The organism is Micromonospora sp. WMMD1076 (assembly GCF_029581475.1).
Classification (GTDB): domain Bacteria; phylum Actinomycetota; class Actinomycetes; order Mycobacteriales; family Micromonosporaceae; genus Micromonospora; species Micromonospora aurantiaca.
Genome location: NZ_CP120862.1, coordinates 6,387,824 through 6,406,581, shown reverse-complemented (window position 1 = coordinate 6,406,581; position 18,758 = coordinate 6,387,824). Strand labels below are relative to the sequence as shown.

Annotated in this window: 15 protein-coding genes; 11 read left to right on the top strand and 4 right to left on the bottom strand. The window is 73.6% G+C overall.

Features of this window, described 5'->3' with window-relative positions:
* The first annotated feature begins 7 nt into the window (after positions 1 to 7).
* Together O7622_RS28975 and O7622_RS28970 are read left to right on the top strand one after the other, a co-directional pair.
* Entirely contained in the window at positions 8 to 994 is a 987-nt protein-coding gene (locus O7622_RS28975) for an ABC transporter permease (protein ID WP_282311243.1), read from the top strand.
* A gap of 104 nt (positions 995 to 1,098) precedes the next feature.
* Positions 1,099 to 2,844, top strand: coding sequence for an ABC transporter substrate-binding protein (locus O7622_RS28970; protein ID WP_282311242.1), 1,746 nt, complete (start codon positions 1,099 to 1,101; stop codon positions 2,842 to 2,844).
* An 84-nt stretch (positions 2,845 to 2,928) separates the two neighbouring features.
* On the opposite strand, the gene O7622_RS28965 is transcribed toward O7622_RS28970, so the two are convergent.
* Positions 2,929 to 5,073 (bottom strand): prolyl oligopeptidase family serine peptidase, encoded by a 2,145-nt coding sequence (locus tag O7622_RS28965; RefSeq protein WP_282311241.1) that lies wholly within the window; start codon positions 5,071 to 5,073, stop codon positions 2,929 to 2,931.
* 85 nt (positions 5,074 to 5,158) lie between these two features.
* Here O7622_RS28965 and mshB point away from each other — a divergent pair, with 85 nt between their 5' ends.
* From mshB to O7622_RS28950, 3 genes are all read left to right on the top strand, one after another.
* On the top strand, positions 5,159 to 6,082 hold the full coding sequence (gene mshB, locus O7622_RS28960) for an N-acetyl-1-D-myo-inositol-2-amino-2-deoxy-alpha-D-glucopyranoside deacetylase (RefSeq protein ID WP_282311240.1): 924 nt from the start codon (positions 5,159 to 5,161) through the stop codon (positions 6,080 to 6,082).
* Positions 6,079 to 6,573, top strand: coding sequence for a hypothetical protein (locus O7622_RS28955; protein ID WP_282311239.1), 495 nt, complete (start codon positions 6,079 to 6,081; stop codon positions 6,571 to 6,573). Before mshB ends, O7622_RS28955 begins: the two co-directional genes overlap by 4 nt.
* Before the next feature lie 86 nt (positions 6,574 to 6,659).
* A complete protein-coding gene (locus tag O7622_RS28950; RefSeq protein ID WP_282311238.1) occupies positions 6,660 to 7,124 on the top strand; it encodes a hypothetical protein in 465 nt (154 codons plus the stop codon).
* Positions 7,125 to 7,136: 12 nt separating this feature from the next.
* On the opposite strand, the gene O7622_RS28945 is transcribed toward O7622_RS28950, so the two are convergent.
* The gene (locus tag O7622_RS28945; RefSeq protein WP_282311237.1) at positions 7,137 to 8,126 is read right to left on the bottom strand and encodes a GNAT family N-acetyltransferase; all 990 of its coding nucleotides are present in this window, start codon (positions 8,124 to 8,126) and stop codon (positions 7,137 to 7,139) included.
* A gap of 79 nt (positions 8,127 to 8,205) precedes the next feature.
* On the opposite strand from O7622_RS28945, the gene fdxA reads away from it, so the two are divergent.
* The 5 genes from fdxA to O7622_RS28920 are packed head-to-tail and all read left to right on the top strand — an operon-like array spanning position 8,206 to position 11,950.
* The gene (gene fdxA / locus O7622_RS28940) at positions 8,206 to 8,532 is read left to right on the top strand and encodes a ferredoxin (protein WP_007464872.1); all 327 of its coding nucleotides are present in this window, start codon (positions 8,206 to 8,208) and stop codon (positions 8,530 to 8,532) included.
* Entirely contained in the window at positions 8,529 to 9,638 is a 1,110-nt protein-coding gene (gene dapC, locus O7622_RS28935; protein WP_282314261.1) for a succinyldiaminopimelate transaminase, read from the top strand. Before fdxA ends, dapC begins: the two co-directional genes overlap by 4 nt.
* 1 nt (position 9,639) lies before the next feature.
* On the top strand, positions 9,640 to 10,656 hold the full coding sequence (locus O7622_RS28930) for a prephenate dehydrogenase/arogenate dehydrogenase family protein (RefSeq protein WP_282311236.1): 1,017 nt from the start codon (positions 9,640 to 9,642) through the stop codon (positions 10,654 to 10,656).
* A gap of 5 nt (positions 10,657 to 10,661) precedes the next feature.
* Positions 10,662 to 11,303 (top strand): SIMPL domain-containing protein, encoded by a 642-nt coding sequence (locus tag O7622_RS28925; protein WP_282311235.1) that lies wholly within the window; start codon positions 10,662 to 10,664, stop codon positions 11,301 to 11,303.
* On the top strand, positions 11,303 to 11,950 hold the full coding sequence (locus O7622_RS28920; RefSeq protein ID WP_282311234.1) for a nucleoside/nucleotide kinase family protein: 648 nt from the start codon (positions 11,303 to 11,305) through the stop codon (positions 11,948 to 11,950). Before O7622_RS28925 ends, O7622_RS28920 begins: the two co-directional genes overlap by 1 nt.
* Before the next feature lie 35 nt (positions 11,951 to 11,985).
* Here the strand turns inward: O7622_RS28920 and O7622_RS28915 are convergent, their stop codons facing one another.
* Together O7622_RS28915 and O7622_RS28910 are read right to left on the bottom strand one after the other, a co-directional pair.
* Positions 11,986 to 14,571, bottom strand: a complete 2,586-nt coding sequence (locus tag O7622_RS28915; RefSeq protein WP_282311233.1) for a hypothetical protein — start codon at positions 14,569 to 14,571, stop codon at positions 11,986 to 11,988.
* 83 nt (positions 14,572 to 14,654) lie between these two features.
* On the bottom strand, positions 14,655 to 15,221 hold the full coding sequence (locus tag O7622_RS28910) for a sugar O-acetyltransferase (RefSeq protein ID WP_282311232.1): 567 nt from the start codon (positions 15,219 to 15,221) through the stop codon (positions 14,655 to 14,657).
* Positions 15,222 to 15,382: 161 nt separating this feature from the next.
* Here O7622_RS28910 and O7622_RS28905 point away from each other — a divergent pair, with 161 nt between their 5' ends.
* A complete protein-coding gene (locus O7622_RS28905; protein WP_282311231.1) occupies positions 15,383 to 18,712 on the top strand; it encodes a S8 family serine peptidase in 3,330 nt (1,109 codons plus the stop codon).
* The last annotated feature ends 46 nt before the right edge of the window (positions 18,713 to 18,758 follow it).

Here is an 18,758-nt window from a genome sequence, read left to right as displayed (position 1 = left end):
CGACGCCATGGTGCGGTTTCTGCTGAAGCGGCTGCTGCTCGCGGTCTCGGTGCTGCTGGCGGTGAGCATCGTCAGCTTCCTCATGTTCTTCGCGCTGCCCCGCGACCCGGTGACCGGGATGTGCCCGAAGAACTGCAACGCCGAGCGGCTGGAACGGGTGCGTACGGAGTTGGGGCTCAACGACCCGAAGCCGACGCAGTACGTCAACTACATGAAGGGCATCTTCGTCGGCCGCGACCTGGGCAGCGCGCAGGGCGGCAAGTGCGAGGCGCCTTGTCTCGGCTACTCCTACGTGAACAGCGAGTCGGTGACCGACACGTTCGCCCGGGTGCTGCCGGTGACGCTGAACATCGTGCTCCCGGCGGCGGTGCTCTGGCTGGCGCTCGGGGTGGGACTCGGGATGATCTCCGCGTTACGGCGGGGGTCGCTGCTCGACCGCATCTCGATCGGGTTGACGCTGACGTTCGCCTCGCTTCAGCTCTACTTCGTCGGCGCCGTGCTGCTGCTGATCTTCGTGTACTCGCTGAAGATCCTGCCGACACCCCGGTACGTGCCGATCCTGGAGAACCCCGTGGAGTGGGCGCGCGGCCTGGTGCTGGCGTGGGTGACGCTGGCGCTGCTCTTCTCCGCGATCTACGCCCGGCTGTCCCGGGCGCAAATGCTGGAGACGCTCTCCGAGGACTTCGTCCGGACCGCGCGGGCCAAGGGCGTGGCGAAACGCAAGGTGTACGGACGGCACGCGCTGCGCGCGGCGATCACGCCGATCGTGACGATCGCCGGGCTCGACGTGGGCGCGGCACTCGGCGGCACCGTCATCACCGAGACGACGTTCGGCATCCAGGGGCTGGGGCGTACGGCGGTGGAGGCGGTACGGCAGGGCGACCTGCCGACCATCATGGCCACCGTCCTGGTGTCGGCGTTGTTCGTGGTGGTGGCGAACATCGTCGTCGATCTGCTCTACGCGTTCATCGATCCCCGGGTGCGCCTGGGCTGACAGGCTTCGCCGGTGATCGATCGTTGTGGCCCCGTTATCTGCTCGAAATTTACCGCGAGTGAAAGCTAGGCGAAGCTTTCCTTCATCGACCCGAGGAGTTGAATATGCGAGCAAGACTCGCCACCGCCGTGGGCGGTGCGATGGCACTGGTGGTCGCCCTCAGTGCGTGCAGCAAGAACACCGGCGACAGCGGCGACACCGCGGACACGAACACCCCCCGCAGCGGCGCCATCGCGACCGACCCGAAGGACTCGCTCGGCCCGGCGGCCGAGGTGCCCGGCGCGGCCAAGGGCGGGACCTTCTACATCCTGCGGGAGAGCAAGATCTCCCACCTCGACCCGCAGCGGGTCTACTCGTTCGCCGGCCTGATGGGCAGCCAGCTCTACGCCCGTTTCCTCACCACCTTCAAGGACGACGGCAAGGGCAACGTCACGCTGGTCGGCGACCTGGCCGAGACGCCCGGCAAGAACGTGAACAACGACTGCAAGGTCTGGGAGTTCACGATCAAGGAGGGCGTCAAGTTCGAGGACGGCCGCCCGATCACCTCCAAGGAGATCGCGTACGGCATCGCCCGCTCGTTCGACCCGGACCTGACCGGCGGCCCCACCTACCTGCAGGAGTGGCTGGCCGACACCCCGCAGTACGACACCAAGTGGGACTTCAAGAAGAACAAGGCCTCGCTGCCGCCCGGCCTGACCACGCCGGACCCGCGCACGTTGCGCTTCGAGTTCAACAAGCCCCGCTGCGACCTGCCGTTCGCGGTGTCGCTGCCGGCCACCGCGCCGCTGCCGCCGGACAAGGACACCGGCGTCAACCTGGACAACATGCCGTTCTCGTCCGGGCCGTACCGGTTCACCAAGCACACGCCCGGCGTGGAGATGGTGCTGGAGCGTAACCCGAACTGGGACCCGGCCACCGACCCGGTGCGGCACGCGTACCCGGACAAGTTCGTCTGGTCGCTCGGCTCCGACAACGCCACCCAGACCAACCGGGTCCTCGCCGGCACCGGCACCGACGCGGCGGCGGTCGCCACCGGCGGCGTGCCGCAGGAACTGCTCGCGAAGGTGACCGGCGACCCGGCGCTCAAGGCACGGATGATCGTCGCGGCGACGCCGAACGCGTACCGGCTGAGCATCAACACCACCCGGGTGACCGACCTGACCGTGCGGCAGGCGATCAACTACGCGATCGACCGCAGCAGCATCACCAAGAACCTCGGCGGCCCGTACGGCGCGGTGCCGCTGACCACGCTGCTGCCTCCGACCACGCTCGGGTACAAGAAGTTCGACGCGTACCCGGCCGGGGAGAGCGGCAACCCGGAGAAGGCGAAGGAGGCGCTGGCCGGCAAGTCGGTGAACCTGGTGCTCGGCACCTCGGACGACACCGCCTCGCAGGAGACCGCCACCCAGGTCAAGAACGCGCTGGAGAAGGCTGGCTTCACGGTCACCGTCAAGCCGATCCCCGAGGACGGCTACCTCGACTTCGTGAAGAAGAAGAGCAACCCGTGGGACCTCTGGGTCGACTCGTGGGCGGCCGACTGGCCCAGCGGCGCCTCGATCCTTCCGGTGCTCTTCGACGGTCGCAGCCTCAAGGCCGAGGGCAACAGCAACACGTCCCAGCTCAACAACGAGGCGATCAACGCCGAGTTCGACCGGGTGCTGGCCCTCGACCCGGCCAAGCAGGCCGCGGAGTGGAGCAAGCTGGACGAGAAGCTGATGAAGGAATCGGCGCCGGCGGTGCCGCTCTACAACGAGGTGGTCTCGGTGGCCCACGGCGAAAAGGCCGGTGGCATCTTCATCGGCAGCATCTTCGGCTGGCCCAGCTTCGTGAACGCGTACGTCAAGCAGTAGCTGTGTAAGGAAGGGCCCCTTCTTAACGCCTCGCGTTAACAAGGGGCCCTTCCTCTACCGCAGGCGTTAAAAGGGGGCCCTTCCTTACAAGTAGCGGCGGAGGAAGTCCAGCTCCAGGCGGAGCAGGCGCTCGGACACGCCGCCGGCGGCCAGGTGGCTCGCGCCGGTGAGCGGCAGTACCGCGTGCGGGCGGCCCGTCGCCAGCAGCGCGGCGGACAGTCGCAGCGTGTGCGCGGCGAGCACGTTGTCGTCGGCCAGGCCGTGCACCAGCAGCATCGGCCGGGCCTGTGCCGGATCGCCGAGCGGCTCGGCGGCCAGCTCGACCAGCGAGTGGTGGGCGTAGACGTCCATCCCGTCGTCCGGCATGCCCAGGTAGCGCTCGCTGTACGCGGTGTCGTACAACGCCCAGTCGGTGACCGGCGCGCCGACGATGGCGCACTTGAACAACTCGGGGTGGCGCAGCACCGCGAGCCCGGCCAGCCAGCCGCCGAACGACCAGCCGCGCACCGCCACCCGTCCCAGGTCCAGATCCGGGTGCTTGTCGGCGAGCGCGGTGAGCGCGTCCACCTGATCGGTGAGGATCACGTCGGCGACCCGGCGGTGGATCGCCTTCTCGAACGACGGCGCGATGCCCGGCGTACCCCGGTTGTCGATGGTGACCACCGCGAAGCCCTGCTCGGCCCACCACTGCCGTTCCAGCCAGACGCCGCGGGCCGCCACCACCTCCTGGTGGCCGGGGCCGCCGTACACGTCCAGCAGCACCGGCAGCCGGGTGCCCTTGACGTGCTCGGCCGGGTAGAGCACCGCGCTGGGCAGCCGCCTGTCGGTCACCCGGACCATCGTCGGCCGCGGCGCGTACGAGCAGGTGGCGGCGAACGAGCGCAACTCACCGACCTCGCTGTCGCCGTGCCACACCCGCCAGCGGATGCCGGCGTGTTCCAGCGACGCGATGCCCACCGCCAGCGTGGACCCGCCGATCGAGGCCGTGTGCCAGCCGGGATCGCTGCCCATCCGGCGGGCGTCCATGCCGCCGCCGATCGTGGTGCGCACCCGGTAGAGGTGACGCTGGCTGGGTTCGCCCTCGCTCGCCTCCACCAGCAGGTCGGCCGCCGCGTTCGGGCCGTTCGGCAGCCGCCCGACCACCCGCCGCACGTACAGCGACGGCGGGGTGAGCAGCGTGCCGTCGGCGAACAGGCAACGCGCGTCGTACCCGTCGTGGGCCAGCTCGCCGCCGACCAGCACCCGCCCGTCGGGCAGGTGCGCCGGGGTGCCGGGGATCGGCTCCACCCAGCGCGGGTCGGCCAGCTCGGCGTGCACCTGCGTCTCCCCGGTGCGCGGGTCCACAGCGAGCACCAGGCCGTGCTGCTGCGAGCGGCGCAGCACGGTGATCAGCGGCCCGCCCTCGGTCCAGTCCACCGAACTGAGGTACGGATAGGTCTCGCGGTCCCAGTGCACGTCGACCCAGCCGCCGTCGAGGTCGAGCAGGTGCAGGCTGACCTCCGCGTTCGGCCCACCCGCCACGGGGTACGCGAGCGACGTCGGCGGGCTCGCCGGGTCGGCCGGGTCGTGCAGGTACCAGCGTTCCAGGCGTGATTCGTCGACCCGGGCGGCCAGCACCCCGCGCCCGTCCGGCGCCCACCAGTAGCCCCGGTATCGGTGGAACTCCTCGGCCGCGATGTGCTCGGCCAGGCCCCAGGTGACGCCGCTGTCCTCACCGGCGAGCAGGTTGTCCGTACCGTCCGGCTCCACCACCCGCAACTGACCCCGGCGCACTCCCTCGGCGGCGTCGGTGACGTACGCCAGCCGCTCACCGGCCGGGTCGGGCCGCGGGTCGATCACCGGCCCGACCGCCGCCACCTCGACCACGTCGCCGTGCACCAGGTCGGCCCGGAACAGCCGCCCGGCCAGCGCGAACGCGGCGACCCGGCCGGCCGAGTCCAGCGCATACGAGCCGATGCCGCCGGAGCTGAGCCGCAACCGCTCGCGCAGCGCCCGCTCGCCGGGAGCGAGGCGGGCCGGCTCGGCGTCGGTGCCCAGCAGCACCGCCGGGTCCGCGACCATTCGTTCCTCGCCGCTGTCGACGTCGAGCAGCCAGAGCGCGTCGGCCGGGTCCTCCGGTCCCGCGGAACGCAGGAAGATCACCCGGGCGCCGTCGCCCGCGACGGCGACGGCGCGCGGCGCCCCGTGGCTGAACCGACGGGTACGGGCGGCCAGCTCGGGAAAGTCCACGCCTGCAGAGTAGGCGGGCGCCGGAGGTGATGTGGCCGACCTGGGCGGACGCATCACCGTCGAGCGGGCAGGACCGCCGGTTAGAGTGACGGGCGTGACGACCCTGCCCGACCGACGCCTTCTGCTGGTCCACGCGCATCCCGACGACGAGTCGATCGGCACCGGCGCGACGATGGCCCACTACGCCGCCACCGGCGCCCACGTCACGCTCGTGACCTGCACGCTGGGCGAGGAGGGCGAGATCCACGTCCCGGCGCTGGCCCAGCTCTGCGCGGCCGAGGCGGACCAGCTCGGCGGCTACCGGATCGGCGAGCTGGCGGCCGCCTGCGCCGCGCTCGGCGTGACCGACCACCGGTTCCTCGGCGGGGCGGGCCGCTACCGTGACTCCGGGATGATGGGCCTGGCCACCAACGAGCACCCCCGGGCGTTCTGGCAGGCCGACCTGGACACCGCCGCCGGGTACCTGGTGGACGTCGTCCGCGAGGTCCGGCCCCAGGTCCTCGTCACGTACGACCCGGACGGCTTCTACGGCCACCCCGACCACATCCAGGCGCACCGGGTGGCGATGCGGGCGGTGGAGTTGGCCGCGGCCGAGGGGATCGCCCCGGCGAAGGTCTACTGGACGGCGATGCCGCGCAGCGTGCTCGACGCGGGCCTGGAGACGTTCACCGAGTCGTCGGACAACCCGTTCGCCGGCATCGAGAGCGCCGACGAGCTGCCGTTCGGCACGCCGGACGCGGAGATCGCCGCCCGGATCGACGGCACCGACCAGCACGCCGCCAAGGAGGCGGCGATGCGGGCCCACGCCACCCAGATCCCGGCGAACTCCTGGCTCTACTCGATCGCCGGCAACTTCGGCGGCGAGTTCATGGGCGTCGAGTACTTCACGCTCGCGGTCGGCGGGAAGGGGCCGGGCGCCGGCCCGTACGGCTGGGAGGACGACCTCTTCGCCGGGATCGCCCCGGACGGCACGCGGCGGTCCCCGGTCGCGGCGGCCGGTCTCCGGTGACGCTGCCGGCCGTACCCGTGTCGACCCTTCCCGAGCAGCCGCCGGCGGCCGCGACGCCGAGCCCGGCGGAGCGGGTGCTCGACCGCGCGCTGCGGGTGGCCGGCGGCGTCGTGACGGTCTGGGCCGGCGTCCTGCTGGCACTGCTCGACCTGATCTTCGCGACCTGGGCCTGGGAGACAGTGCAGGGCCGCTCCGGCGGGCTGCGGGCGCTTCTCGGTGTCGGCCTGGTGGCCGCCGGTGTCGTCGCAGTGGTGGCGACCACGGTGCTGCTGGGCCGGTTCGCCCACCGGTCGACGGGTACGCGCTGGGCGGTGACGCTCGGCGCGCTGCCGTGGTTCCTGGTGATCGTGGTGGGTGGTTTCCGGACCGTCGAGGGCGACCTGGCGCTCGCCGGTGACAACGTGCTCGGTCTCGCGCTGATCGTGGCCGGCGCGGTCACGTTCGCGGTGCTGGGCTTCCGGCACCTGGTGACGCCGCCCGACGCGCGGTGAGGTGCTGACGCCGCACAGCTCGCGGTGGTAGACATTCCTGCCAGGAGGCCCGCCGAGGGAGCGGGCGGTACGGCGGGAGGCGTGCGATGGATCAGCGGTGGCGTGCGGTAGGCGTGCTGGCGGCCGTGTTGTTCGGGGTGAACGTGGTGGCCCGGCTGGTCATCAGACTCGCGTTCCCGGACGACGACACCGCGTCCGGCCGCGTCTCGCTCGCCATGTTCCTGGTCATCGGGCTGATCCTGGCCGGCACCGCGTTCCGGTGGGGCGCCGACCGGCCGCTGGGCCGCTGGGCCGGCGACCTGGCCGCCGCGGTCGCGATCGCGCTGGCGCTCACCGTGTTCGTCGGTCCGCTGCTGGTCGGGGAGAACCCGTTCGGCGGCGGCGCGGGCCTCTTCTTCGCCCAGATCTGGCTCTATCTCGCGGCCACCACGGCGGGCGTGCTGGTCGGCTACCTGATCCTGACCGCGCTGGGCCGGGACTACCGGTCCCGCCAGCTCAAGCGGTACGCCGAGATGAAGCGCACCCGGCCCCGCAAGATCGTCCGGCGCTGACCGCCCCGCCGCTCAGGCCGCCGGGGCGACCCGGGTCAGGTAGGTGTGGTGGGTGGTGAAGCCGAGCCCGCGGTAGAGCGCCACCGCGCCGGTGTTGCTCTGTTCGACCTGGAGGAACGCGTGGGTGGCGCCCTCGGCGGCGCCCCAGCCGGCCAGGGCGCGTACGACAGTGGCGGCGAGCCCTCGACGGCGTGCCTCCGGCACCGTCTCCAGCAGGCTGACGCCGAGCCAGCGACCCGCGCCGGTCACAGTGCCCCGCCCGACCGCGAGCAGCCGGCCGCCCTCGCGCAGTTCGGCGAAGCGGACCCGGGGTGCCCCGGTGAGCACCTGCCGGGCGGCGTCCGGCAGCCCGCCCTTGCGGCCGGCGGCGATCACCAGCCAGTCGTCGGCGGGCGCGTCCACCAGCGTCACCGGCGGCGCGTCGGCGGGTAGCGGTCCTGCGGTCGGCGGTGGGGTGGCGGGCGGCGGCACGGTCAGGGTGCGCAGCGGGACGGTCTGCACCAGCACCGGCGGCCGGGACGTCCAGCCGCGCGTGTCCAGCTCCGCGCCGACCGGGGCGGCCAGCGGCAGCGGGGTGTTCACCAGGGCGGGCCCGCCGCGCTCGGCGTACCAGCGCTGCACCGCGTCCAGTGCGGCGGGCAGCGGGCGGTCCGGGTCGCCGACCGGCAGCGCGCTGTTCGCCCGCCCGGTCCAGCCGTCGGCCCAGCGCAGCCGCCAGTCGCCGAGCCGTCCGCGTACCGGTGCGGGCCACGCCTCGTCGGCGGCCAGCTCCAGCGCGACCACGGCGGCGGCGGTGGGCCGCCGGGCCGGCGGCACCCGCTTGGCCCGGTGCACCTCGGCCACCGGTACGCGCAGCGGCCCGGCGTCGGTGGACAGGGTGATGTGGGTCTCGCCCAGCTCAACGAGTTCGCCGAGCGCATCGGAGAACAGCGTGCGGCCCTCGCGAATCCCCACAATCCGGCGGACCACGATCCGGTGTCCCACGTCCTGCTGTCGGAGCACGATCGACCCCCTCCCCGGCGAGATACTAGGCTCTTACCGTTGCGGTTGATCGCGACGAGTCTTGCGGAGGAGAAGACCGGTGACCTACATCATCGCCGAGCCGTGCGTGGATGTGCTCGACAAGGCATGCATCGAGGAGTGCCCGGTCGACTGCATCTACGAGGGCAACCGGATGCTCTACATCCACCCCGACGAGTGCGTCGACTGTGGTGCCTGTGAGCCGGTCTGCCCGGTGGAAGCGATCTTCTACGAGGACGACGTCCCGGAGCAGTGGAAGGACTACACCGGGGCCAACTACGAGTTCTTCGAGGACCTGGGCTCGCCCGGTGGCGCCTCGAAGATCGGCAAGGTGGAGAAGGACGCCACCTTCGTCGCCGCGCAGCCGCCGCGCGGCGAGGGCCACTGAACCGGCACTCGCCGGTCTCGGCACGGCTGCCCGACTTCACCTGGGACACCCTGGACGCCGCGGCCGCCACGGCCGCAGCGCACCCGGACGGTCTCATCAACCTGTCGATGGGCACGCCGGTCGACCCGGTGCCAGACCTGATCCGGCAGGCCCTGGCCGGCGCGTCCAACGCACCGGGCTACCCGCTGACCGCCGGTACGCCCGCCCTGCGGAACGCGATGGCGGCCTGGGTCGCGCGGGCCTGCGGCGCGGGCGTCGACGGCCTGGGCGTGCTGCCGACGATCGGCTCCAAGGAGCTGGTGGCCGGGCTGCCCACGCTGCTCGGGCTCGGCCCCGGTGACGTGGTCGTGGTGCCGTCGGTGGCCTACCCGACCTACGAGGACGGGGCCCGGCTGGCAGGCGCGACGACGGTACGCACCGACTCGCTGACCGCGCTGGGCCCGGATCCGCGGGTCCGCCTGGTCTGGGTCAACTCGCCGGGCAACCCGACCGGCCGCGTGCTGCCCGCCGCCCACCTGCGCAAGGTGGTCGAGTGGGCGCGCGAGCGCGGCGCGGTGGTCGCCAGCGACGAGTGCTACCTGCCGCTGGGCTGGGACGCCGAGCCCGTCTCGGTGCTCTCGCCCGAGGTGTGCGGTGGCTCGTACGACAGCGTGCTCGCGGTGCACTCGCTGTCCAAGCGCTCCAACCTGGCCGGCTACCGGGCCGGGTTCGTGGCGGGCGACCCGGCGCTGGTGGCCGAGCTGCTCAAGATCCGTAAGCACGCGGGCCTGATCGTGCCGGCCCCGGTGCAGGCCGCCATGGTGGCCGCGCTCGGCGACCAGGAGCACGCCGACGCCCAGCGGGAGCGCTACCGCGTCCGGCGGGAGAAGCTGCGCGACGCGTTCACCGCCGCGGGTTTCACGGTCGAGCACTCGGAGGCCGGGCTCTACCTCTGGCTCACCCGGGACGAGGACTGCTGGGAGACAGTGGACCGGCTGGCCCGCCGGGGCATCCTGGTGGCCGCCGGTGTCTTCTACGGCCCGGCCGGCGCCCGGCACGTCCGGGTGGCCCTCACCGAGTCCGACGAGCACGTGGACGCGGTGGCCGGGCGGCTCGCCGGGGGCTGACGTGCCGGGCGGGCTGGCGCGGGCGGCGGTGGTCGGCACCGGGCTGATCGGCGGTTCGGTGCTGCTGCGGCTGCGCGACGCCGGGCTCGACGTCGCCGGCTGGGATCCCGATCCGGCGGCCCGCCGGCAGGTACGCGACCGGGGCGTCGACGCGCCCGGCACGGTCGAGGAGGCGGTCACCGGCCGGGACGTGGTGTTCCTCTGCGGCCCGCTGCCCACGCTGCCGGCGACACTGGCCCGGGTCGCCGCCGTGACCGACGACGACTGCGTGCTCACCGACGTGGGCAGCGTCAAGGCCGAGGTGAGCACCGCCGCCACCGTTCAGGGGCTCGGGCACCGCTTCGTGCCGGGCCATCCGATGGCCGGCGCGGACCGGGCCGGCGCGAGCGCGGCCGGCCCGGACCTGCTCGACGGCGCCGCCTGGGTGCTCTGCCCGGGGCCGACCGGCCTGGGCGCGTTCCGGCGGCTGGCAGTGCTGCTGGTGGACGTCTTCCACGCCCGGGTGGTGCCCATGTCCGCCCCGGAGCACGACGGCGCCGCCGCGCTCGCCTCGCACGTACCGCACGTGCTGGCGGGCGCGCTGGCCGGCACCGTGCACCGGTCGGCGCTGCGGGACGCGGTGCTGGCGCTCGCCGCCGGCAGCTTCTCCGACGGCACCCGGGTCGCCGGCGGGCCACCCGAGCGGACCGCGAACATGCTGCTCGGCAACCGGGACCGCGTCCTCGTCGAGCTGGACGCGCTCGGCGCGTTCCTGACCGAGCTGACCGAGGCGCTGCGTGCCGGCGACGCCGGTGCGCTGGCCGACCGGTTCGCCGAGGGGCGGGACGTCCGCTCCACGCTGCGGGCACGCGTGTTCACCGCGCACCGGCGGGAGTTCCCGGCGGCCGCCGACCACGCGGGCGAACTGGCGTACCTGCGGGAACTGGGAGCGGCGGGCGGCCACCTGAGCGAGGTCCGGGAGACGGCCGGCGCGGTCACCTACATGGGGCACCTGCCGGCCACCCCGCCGTTAGGCTGAGCGGCATGGCTGACGCACCGGTCGTGGCGGTACGCGGTGAGGCGTACCGGGAGGTGGCTCCCGAGCTGGCCCGGTTCACCGTGACGGCGGTGGCGCGCGACCGGGACCGGGAGACCACGCTGACCCGGCTGGCCGAACGGGCCGCCGCGGTGCGCGCGCTGCTCGACGCGGCCGAGCCGGCAGTGGAGCGCCGGGAGACCGGCCAGGTCCACGTCCGGCCGGTGACGAAGCGCTCCGGCGACCGGGTGGTGGCCTACCAGGGCAGCGTGAGCACCACTGTGACGACCACCGACTTCACCGCGCTCGGCGACCTGATGCTCCGCCTGGCCGACCAGGAGCAGGTCGAGGTGGCCGGGCCGGTGTGGTCGCTGCGGCCGGACAGCCCGGCCTACCGGGAGGTGCGGCAGGCCGCGATCGCCGACGCGCTGATCAGGGCCCGGGAGTACGCCGAGGCGCTCGGTGCCCGGGTGATCGCGTTGCGGGAGCTGTCCGACACCGGGATGAGCGCCGGCCCGCCGATGATGGTCAAGGCGGCGTACGCGCGCTCCGGCGAGCCGGAGCTCGAACTGGAACTGGACCCGGCGCCGCAGCCGGTGCAGGCGGCGGTCGAGGCGCGGTTCACCATCAGCGAGCCGGTGCTGGGCTGATGCCACAGGCGGAGGTGCTCGGGCTCGACGAGCTGATCACCAGGGCCCGCGCGCTGGCCGAGGGCGGCCCGCGTCAGCTCCTCGGCATCGCCGGGGCGCCCGGGGCGGGCAAGTCCACCCTGGCGGAACGGATCGTGGCCGCGCTCGGCCCGGTCGCCCGGCTCGTCCCGATGGACGGGTTCCACCTGGCCGGATCGGCGCTGGCGCGGCTCGGCCGGGCCGGGCGCAAGGGCGCGCCGGACACGTTCGACGTCAACGGCTTCGTCTCCATGCTGCGCCGGTTGCGCCGGCTGGAGCCGACGTCGGTGTGGGCGCCGGAGTTCCGCCGCGACCTGGAGGAGCCGGTCGCCGGGGCGATCGAGGTGCCGCCAGAGGTGCGCCTGGTGGTCACCGAGGGCAACTACCTGCTGCTGCGGGACGACCCGTGGGAGGAGGTGCGCACGCTCGTACACCAGGTCTGGTTCCTCGACCTGGACGCGGAGCTGCGGCTGCGCCGGCTCACCGCCCGGCACGAGGCGTACGGGAAGTCACCGGAGCAGGCCCGCGCCTGGGCGCTGGGCAGCGACGAGGAGAACGCCCGGCGGGTCGCCGGCACGGCCGGGCACGCCGACCTGGTGGTACGCCTGGCCGAACCGCCGCAGGCGTGACGCCGGGTCGGCCGCAGACGTGACGCCCGGTCGGGTCAGCCGGTCCGCTGCCGGGGCGACGGCACGGTGCGGCGCAGCAGCCGGGCCACCACCGCCCGCTCGCGGGTGAACTCCACCGCCTCCGGGTAGCCGCTGTGGCTGCGGATGGGCGGATCGGCCACCTCCCCACCGGACGGGTGCAGCGCCTCCGGGTCGGCCACCGGTACGTCGCGCTGGCCGGCGCTCACCTGCCAGCCCAGCGGATCGGTGTCCCGCCAGAAGTTCGTCCAGGCCACGTGCCCGCCGGGCCAGGTGAGCGCGCCGGCGAGCGCCCGCAGCCGTTCCGGCCCGAAGTAGGACGGGAAGACCCGCCCGTAGAGCCGGGTGAGCTGACAGCCGTAGGAGAAGAACCAGGTCCGTAGCCGCCACCGGCGGGGCAGTTGCAGCAGCACCGCGGCGCAGATGACGGTGCCCTGGCTGTGCCCGGAGAGGATGACCCCGTCCATCCGGTCGCTGTGGTGCGGCGGCAACGCCAGCAGCCCCGCGACCCGGGTCTGGAGTTCCGGTACGGCACGTTCGGCGTAGCTGGGCGGCGCGAGCGGATGCGCGGCCCGGGGCCAGAACGTGCACACGTCCCAGATCACGCCGACCGAGCGGCGTACCGAGTCGGTGCGGTAGACGAGCAGCCCGAGCGCCGCCGTCACCACCGGCAGCCAGCCGAGGACGGTGTCGCCGCGCTCGGCGGTCCAGTGGACGGCGGTCTGCCAGCCGGACGGGGACAGCGGGCTGGGCCGCTCGCCGGAGAGCGCGGCGGCGCAGCAGAGGGTGACCAGGATGGCGCAGAACGCGGCGTAGCAGCCCACGAGCCGTACCGCGTGCTCGCCGACCAGCCGGTGCAGCGCCCGGTAGGTGCTGACGTCGCGGCAGCGCCGCAGGTCGTGCGCGGACAGGCCGGGCGTGGCGGCCAGCCCGGCGTACTCGATCCGGCGCAGCCGGTGCAGCAGGACGACTGCTCGGATCAGCACCCCGACCAACGCGGCCAGGCCGATCGCGCAGGCCAGCCCGGACCAGAAGACGGCCAGTGGCGGCACGACCCGGCTCGGGCCGCTCGGCTCGGCCGACGCGTCGAGCCGGTCGCTGACCCAGTAGAGCAGCCCGGCGCAGTACGCCACCGCCATCATCCACCCGAACCCGGCGATGACCGCCGGGGCGCAGCCACGCCAGGCGAGATCGGTGTACGCGCCGAGCGGCTGGGTCGGCACCGCCGGCCGCAGCCGGGGCAGGAACAGGCCGGCGGTGGCCAGCGCGACGGCCGGGCCGACGAGCATCCAGGTGCCCAGGGCGTCCGGCGCGGCGGGCAGCGCGGGCAGTCCGTGTTCGATCCAGGTCGCGCCGAGCGGCAGCAGCAGCATCCCGGCGGCGGGTCCGATCAGCGCCCGCCGGCCGGAGCGGTTCGCCGCGGCGATGGCGAGCAGCAACAGCACCTGGTACGCGAGCAGCCACGCGATCGCGGTGTCGTACCCGGGCAGTGACCGGTCGGCGCCACAGCCGGCGGTGTCCGGTTGCGCCACGCACGCGTCCGGCGGCCGGTACGCCGACAGCGGCTGCCCGGCCGCCCCGTCGGGGAGCAGCAGCAGGACGAACGCCCCGGCCAGTCCGAGCGCGGTGAGCGTCGCGATCGCCGCGCTCCACCGGCCGAGCGGGGTGGCGCCCTGCCGTCGGGTCAGCCAGGGACGGGCGACAGCGACCACGGCGATCACCACCACGGTGGCGAGCAGCGCCACTGTGGGCCAGGCGACGGCGGCCCGTACGCCCCGCGGCGGATCCATGATCAGCACCGCGGCGACCGGTACGGCTGCGGCGCTGACGGCGCCGGTGCACAGGTGCAGCACGGCGGCCCGGCGCAGTTGCCCCTCGCCGTTCCAGAACGTCGGGTCCTGGAGCGGGTTCCGCGGTGGCTCACGCGGGTCGGGTCGTTCGACCGGCTCGCCGTCCTCCCGGGCCGGCGCGTGGTGGTGCGGGTCGGCGGGCATCTGCGCCTCGTACTGGTAGGTGCGGAAGGCGACGAGCCCGATCCCGGCCAGCACGAGCAGTGGCAGCAGCAGCCCCAGCGCGAGCGTCCGGGTGCCCTCGCGCCACCAGGGGTCGCCGAGGAACTCCCACGCCCCGGGGATCCGGCCGAGGCAGGCCGGCTCCACGCACTGCCAGGCGACGAGGTCCACTCCGACGCCGGTCACTGTGACGACGAGCGTGCAGGTCAGGCTCAGGCAGAACAGGCGGATCAGCCAGGCGGTGATGCCGGACCGGCTGGCCCAGCGTTCCTGGTCCGGGTCGGGCGGGATGCCGGCGCGGGCGTGCAGCGCGACGTTCGCCAGCGCGAAAGGGAGCATCAGCGTCCACAGCGCCCGTTCCACGTCCCGCCGGGTCCGGGCGCCGGAGGTCAACTGCCCCCAGCTGTACGCCTCGACCGTGATCGGGTCGTCCCGGCCCGCCGTGCTGGACCGGTAGAAGCCGGTCACCTGACCGCCGGCGACCAGTGTTGGTTGCGCACTGTCACCGTTGACGCCGGCGGTCAGGCCGAGTAGCTGATCCGGCGGGGTGTTGGAGACCCCGTGCACCCGCAGTTCGAGGACCCGTTCCATTGTGCCTCCCGGTTAACGCACTACTACCCAGAGTGCGCGACCGGACGGGAATCCGCATCCGCTGGAGCGGTTGTTCCCGCAGCTCAGGCCGGTTGAGCCAGGTTCCTGATCGGGCGAGCGGGGTTACCCACCGCCACCACGTTCGCCGGGAGGTCGCGGGTGACCACAGCGCCGGCGCCGACCACCGTGTTCTCGCCGATGGTCACCCCGGCCAGCACGATCACGCCCCCGCCGAGCCAGACGTTGTCACCGATGGTGATGGGCTGGGCCGACTCCCACTTGGCCCGGCGCGCCTCCGGCTCCACGGGGTGGGTGGCGGTGAGCAGTTGCACGTTCGGTCCGATCTGGACGTCCGCGCCGATGGTGATGCGGGCGACGTCGAGGAGGACCGCGTTGAAGTTGACGAAGGTGCGCGGGCCGATGTGCGTCTGGAAGCCGTAGTCGCAGTACAGCGGCGGCCGGACCCAGGCGTCCTCGCCGAGCGAGCCGAGCAGTTCGCGCAGCGCGGCGAGGCGGCCCGCCGGGTCGTCGGCGGAGCTGCGGTTGAAGCGTTCGCCGAGCCGGGCCGCGCGCTCCAGGTCGGCGATGATCGCGGGGTCGTCGGCGATGTACTGCTCGCCGGCCAGCATCCGGTCCTTCATGGAGGTCATCGTCCGATCGTCCCGGTCGGCCCGGGAGTGGGGTGGCGGTTCCGTCGGATCGGCGACTTCCTGTTGCATACGCGGTATGCAATCCTGATACCCGCGTCGATGTGTCTCTCATCGATGAAACGTCCGACGAAGGAGGAAGGTTGCTCCGGAACCGCAGAAAGATGACGGCGCTCGGCCTCGGCCTGGCGCTGGCGCTCGGCCTGCCGGTGCCCGCGCTGGCCGCCGCGCCCACCGCGCCGACCGGCCCGTCCGCCCCTACCGGCCCGTCCGCCCAGCCCGGCGCCGGCTCGGTCACCGTCACCCTGATCACCGGCGACCGGGTCACCGTCGCCCCCGGCGGCCGTGCCGCGGTACGCCCCGGCACCGGCCGCGCCGGCATCCAGTTCCTGGTCGGGCGGGAGCGTGACCGGCTCACCGTGCTGCCGCAGGACGCGCTCCCGCTGGTCCGTGCAGGCAAGCTCGACCGGCGCCTGTTCGACGTGACCGGGTTGATCGAGGCCGGGTACGACGACGCGCGGCGCGGCAGCGTACCGCTGCTCGTGACGTACCGGCCGGGGGTGGCCCGGCGGACGGCGGCCCCGCTCGCCGGCGCGCGGGTGACCCGCGACCTGCCGGCGATCGCCGGCGCGGCCGTCGTCGCCGACAAGGGCGACACCGGTGCGCTCTGGAAGGCGGTGAGCGCGGACCGCTCCGGCGCCCGGCTCGACGCGGCGGGGGGTGTCGACCGGATCTGGCTCGACGGCCGGCGGCGGGTGACGCTCGACCACAGCGTGCCGCAGATCGGCGCGCCGACCGCCTGGGCCGCCGGCTGGACCGGGAAGGGCGTGCGGGTCGCGGTGCTCGACACCGGCGTCGACCTCACCCACCCGGACCTGGCCGGCAAGGTCGCCGAGTCGCGCAACTTCACCGAGGAGGCGGACCCGGACGACATCGTCGGGCACGGCACGCACGTCGCCTCCACCATCGCCGGCAGCGGCGCCGCCTCGGGCGGGAAGTACCGGGGCGTGGCACCGGACGCCACGCTGCTGTCCGGCAAGGTCTGCGAGGTCTACGGCTGCACCGAGTCGGCCATCCTGGCCGGCATGCAGTGGGCCGCTGCCGAGCAGCACGCCACCGTGGTCAACATGAGCCTCAGCGGCGGCGACACCCCGGAGGTGGACCCGCTGGAGCAGGCGGTCGGGACGCTCACCGAGCAGCACGGGACGCTGTTCGTGATCGCCGCCGGCAACGACGGCGCCGACGGCTCGGTCGGCTCGCCGGGCACCGCGGACGCCGCGCTCGCGGTGGGCGCTGTGGACCGGGACGACGCGCTCGCCGACTTCTCCAGCCGCGGGCCCCGGGTCGGCGACGGGGCGATCAAGCCGGACATCACCGCGCCGGGTGTGGAGATCGTGGCCGCGCGGGCCGCGAACGGCCAGATCGGCGACCCGGTGGGGGACCGGTACGCCTCGCTGTCCGGCACGTCGATGGCCACCCCGCACGTGGCCGGCGCGGTCGCGCTGCTCGCCCAGCAGCACCCCGGCTGGACGCCCGGACGCTACAAGGCGACGCTGATGGCCTCGGCGAAGCCGCACCCGGAGCAGACCGCGTTCCAGCAGGGCGCGGGCCGGGTCGACGTCGCCCGCGCGATCATCCAGCAGGTGACGAGCGAACCGGCGTCCGTCTCGTTCGGCGTGGCGGCCTGGCCCCACACCGACGACAAGCCGATCAGCCGGACGGTCACCTACCGCAACGGCGGTACCGCCCCGCTCACGCTCGACCTGAGCACCCGGTTCAGCGGACCGGGCGGGCGGACCGCGCCGGCCGGCATGCTGACTCTCAGCACCTCCCGGCTCACCGTTCCGGCGGGCGGCACCGCCCAGGTGACGGTGGTGATCGACACCCGGCTCGGCGGCGCCGACGGCTACTGGACCGGCCGCCTGCTCGCCCGCGCCGGCGACGCGGTGGTGGTGACCCCGCTCGCTGTCGACCGCGAGGTGGAGAGCTACGACCTGACCGTAACGCACCGCAACCGCTCCGGCGCCCTGACCGACGGCTACTACACGAGCCTGCTCGGGCTCGACGACGGCAGCTACCGGGACGTCTACGGCGCCGCCGGCGAGGCCCGGATCCGGGTGCCGAAGGGCCGGTACGGCGTGCAGAGCCTGATCTTCGTCGACGGTGACCAGGGCTGGTCGGAGGTCTCCTTTCTGGCCCAGCCCGAACTGGTGGTGGCCGGGAACCAGCGGCTCGCGCTGGACGCCCGGCGGGCGAAGCCGGTCCGCACCACGGTGCCGCAGCGCGGCGCGGCGCCACTGCTGATCGACCTCACAGCGGCCTGGGGATTCGACGACTACTACGCCAGCATCGGGCTGTGGACCGACAGGTTCGAGGGTCTCTACTCGGCCCAGGTCGGCCGTACCGTCTCCGACAAGGTCTTCGTCGGCTCGCTCGCCAGCCAGTGGGCCGAACCGGCGGCGCCCGAGCGCAGCCCGTACTTCTACGGCCTGAACGACCTGTTCCCGGGCCGGTTCCCGACCGGCTTCGTCCGGCACTACCGGCCGGCCGACCTGGCCACCGTCACGAACCGGTTCGCCGCCGGCTACGCCGGCATGGAGAACGAGCTGGTCGTCTACGCGGAGCCCGACTACAACATGGGCGGCTCGGCGATCATCCTGCCCGTCCAGGTGCCGGGCAAGCGGATCGACCACCTCACCACCGGCCGGACCCGCTGGAGTGCCGGGCTGGCCTTCGGTGAGCGGGACGAGGACGGCTGGTTGCAGCCGCGGGCGGTGCTGGAATCAGTGCCGACCCGCTACCGGGCCGGCCACACCTACCGCGACGAGTGGAACAAGGCCCCGTTCGGCCCGTCGTTCCCGCAGCCGCAGTGGCCGGAGCAGGGCATCACCCGTACCGGCGACACAGTCGTGGTCTCGCTGCCGGTGCACAGCGACGCGGCCGGTCACCCGGGCGGTTCGCTCAACGACACCGAGCAGACGCGGCTGTACCGCAACGGCAAGCTGGTCGCCGAGTCGCCCTACCCGGGGTACGGCGAGTTCACAGTGCCGCCGGGAACGGCGAACTACCGGGTGGAGACCAGTGCGACGCGCGGCTTCACCGACCTGAGCACCGAGGTCTCGGCGAGCTGGACGTTCCGCTCCAAGCGGGTGCCGGGTGACGTGCCGGCCCGGCTGCCGGCCATGGCGGTCCGGTTCACCCCGCCGCTGGCGGTGGACAGCTCCGCCCCGGCGGGCCGGACGTTCACAGTGCCGGTGACGGTGCAGCGCCAGCCCGGTGCGCCGTCCGGCCGGGTCGTGGCGCTCACCGTCGACGTCTCCTACGACGGTGGCAAGACCTGGCGCAAGGCGGCCCTGAAGAAGCAGGGCGGGGCGTGGACGGCCACCGTCCGGCACCCGGCCGGCCCGGGGTACGCGTCGCTGCGGGCCACCGCCCGGGACGACGCCGGCAACACCGTGACCCAGCGGATCATCCAGGCGTACCGCCTGCGGTGAGCCGGCCGTCCGGGTCCGCGCGGCGGTCGCCGTCGCGGACCCGGAC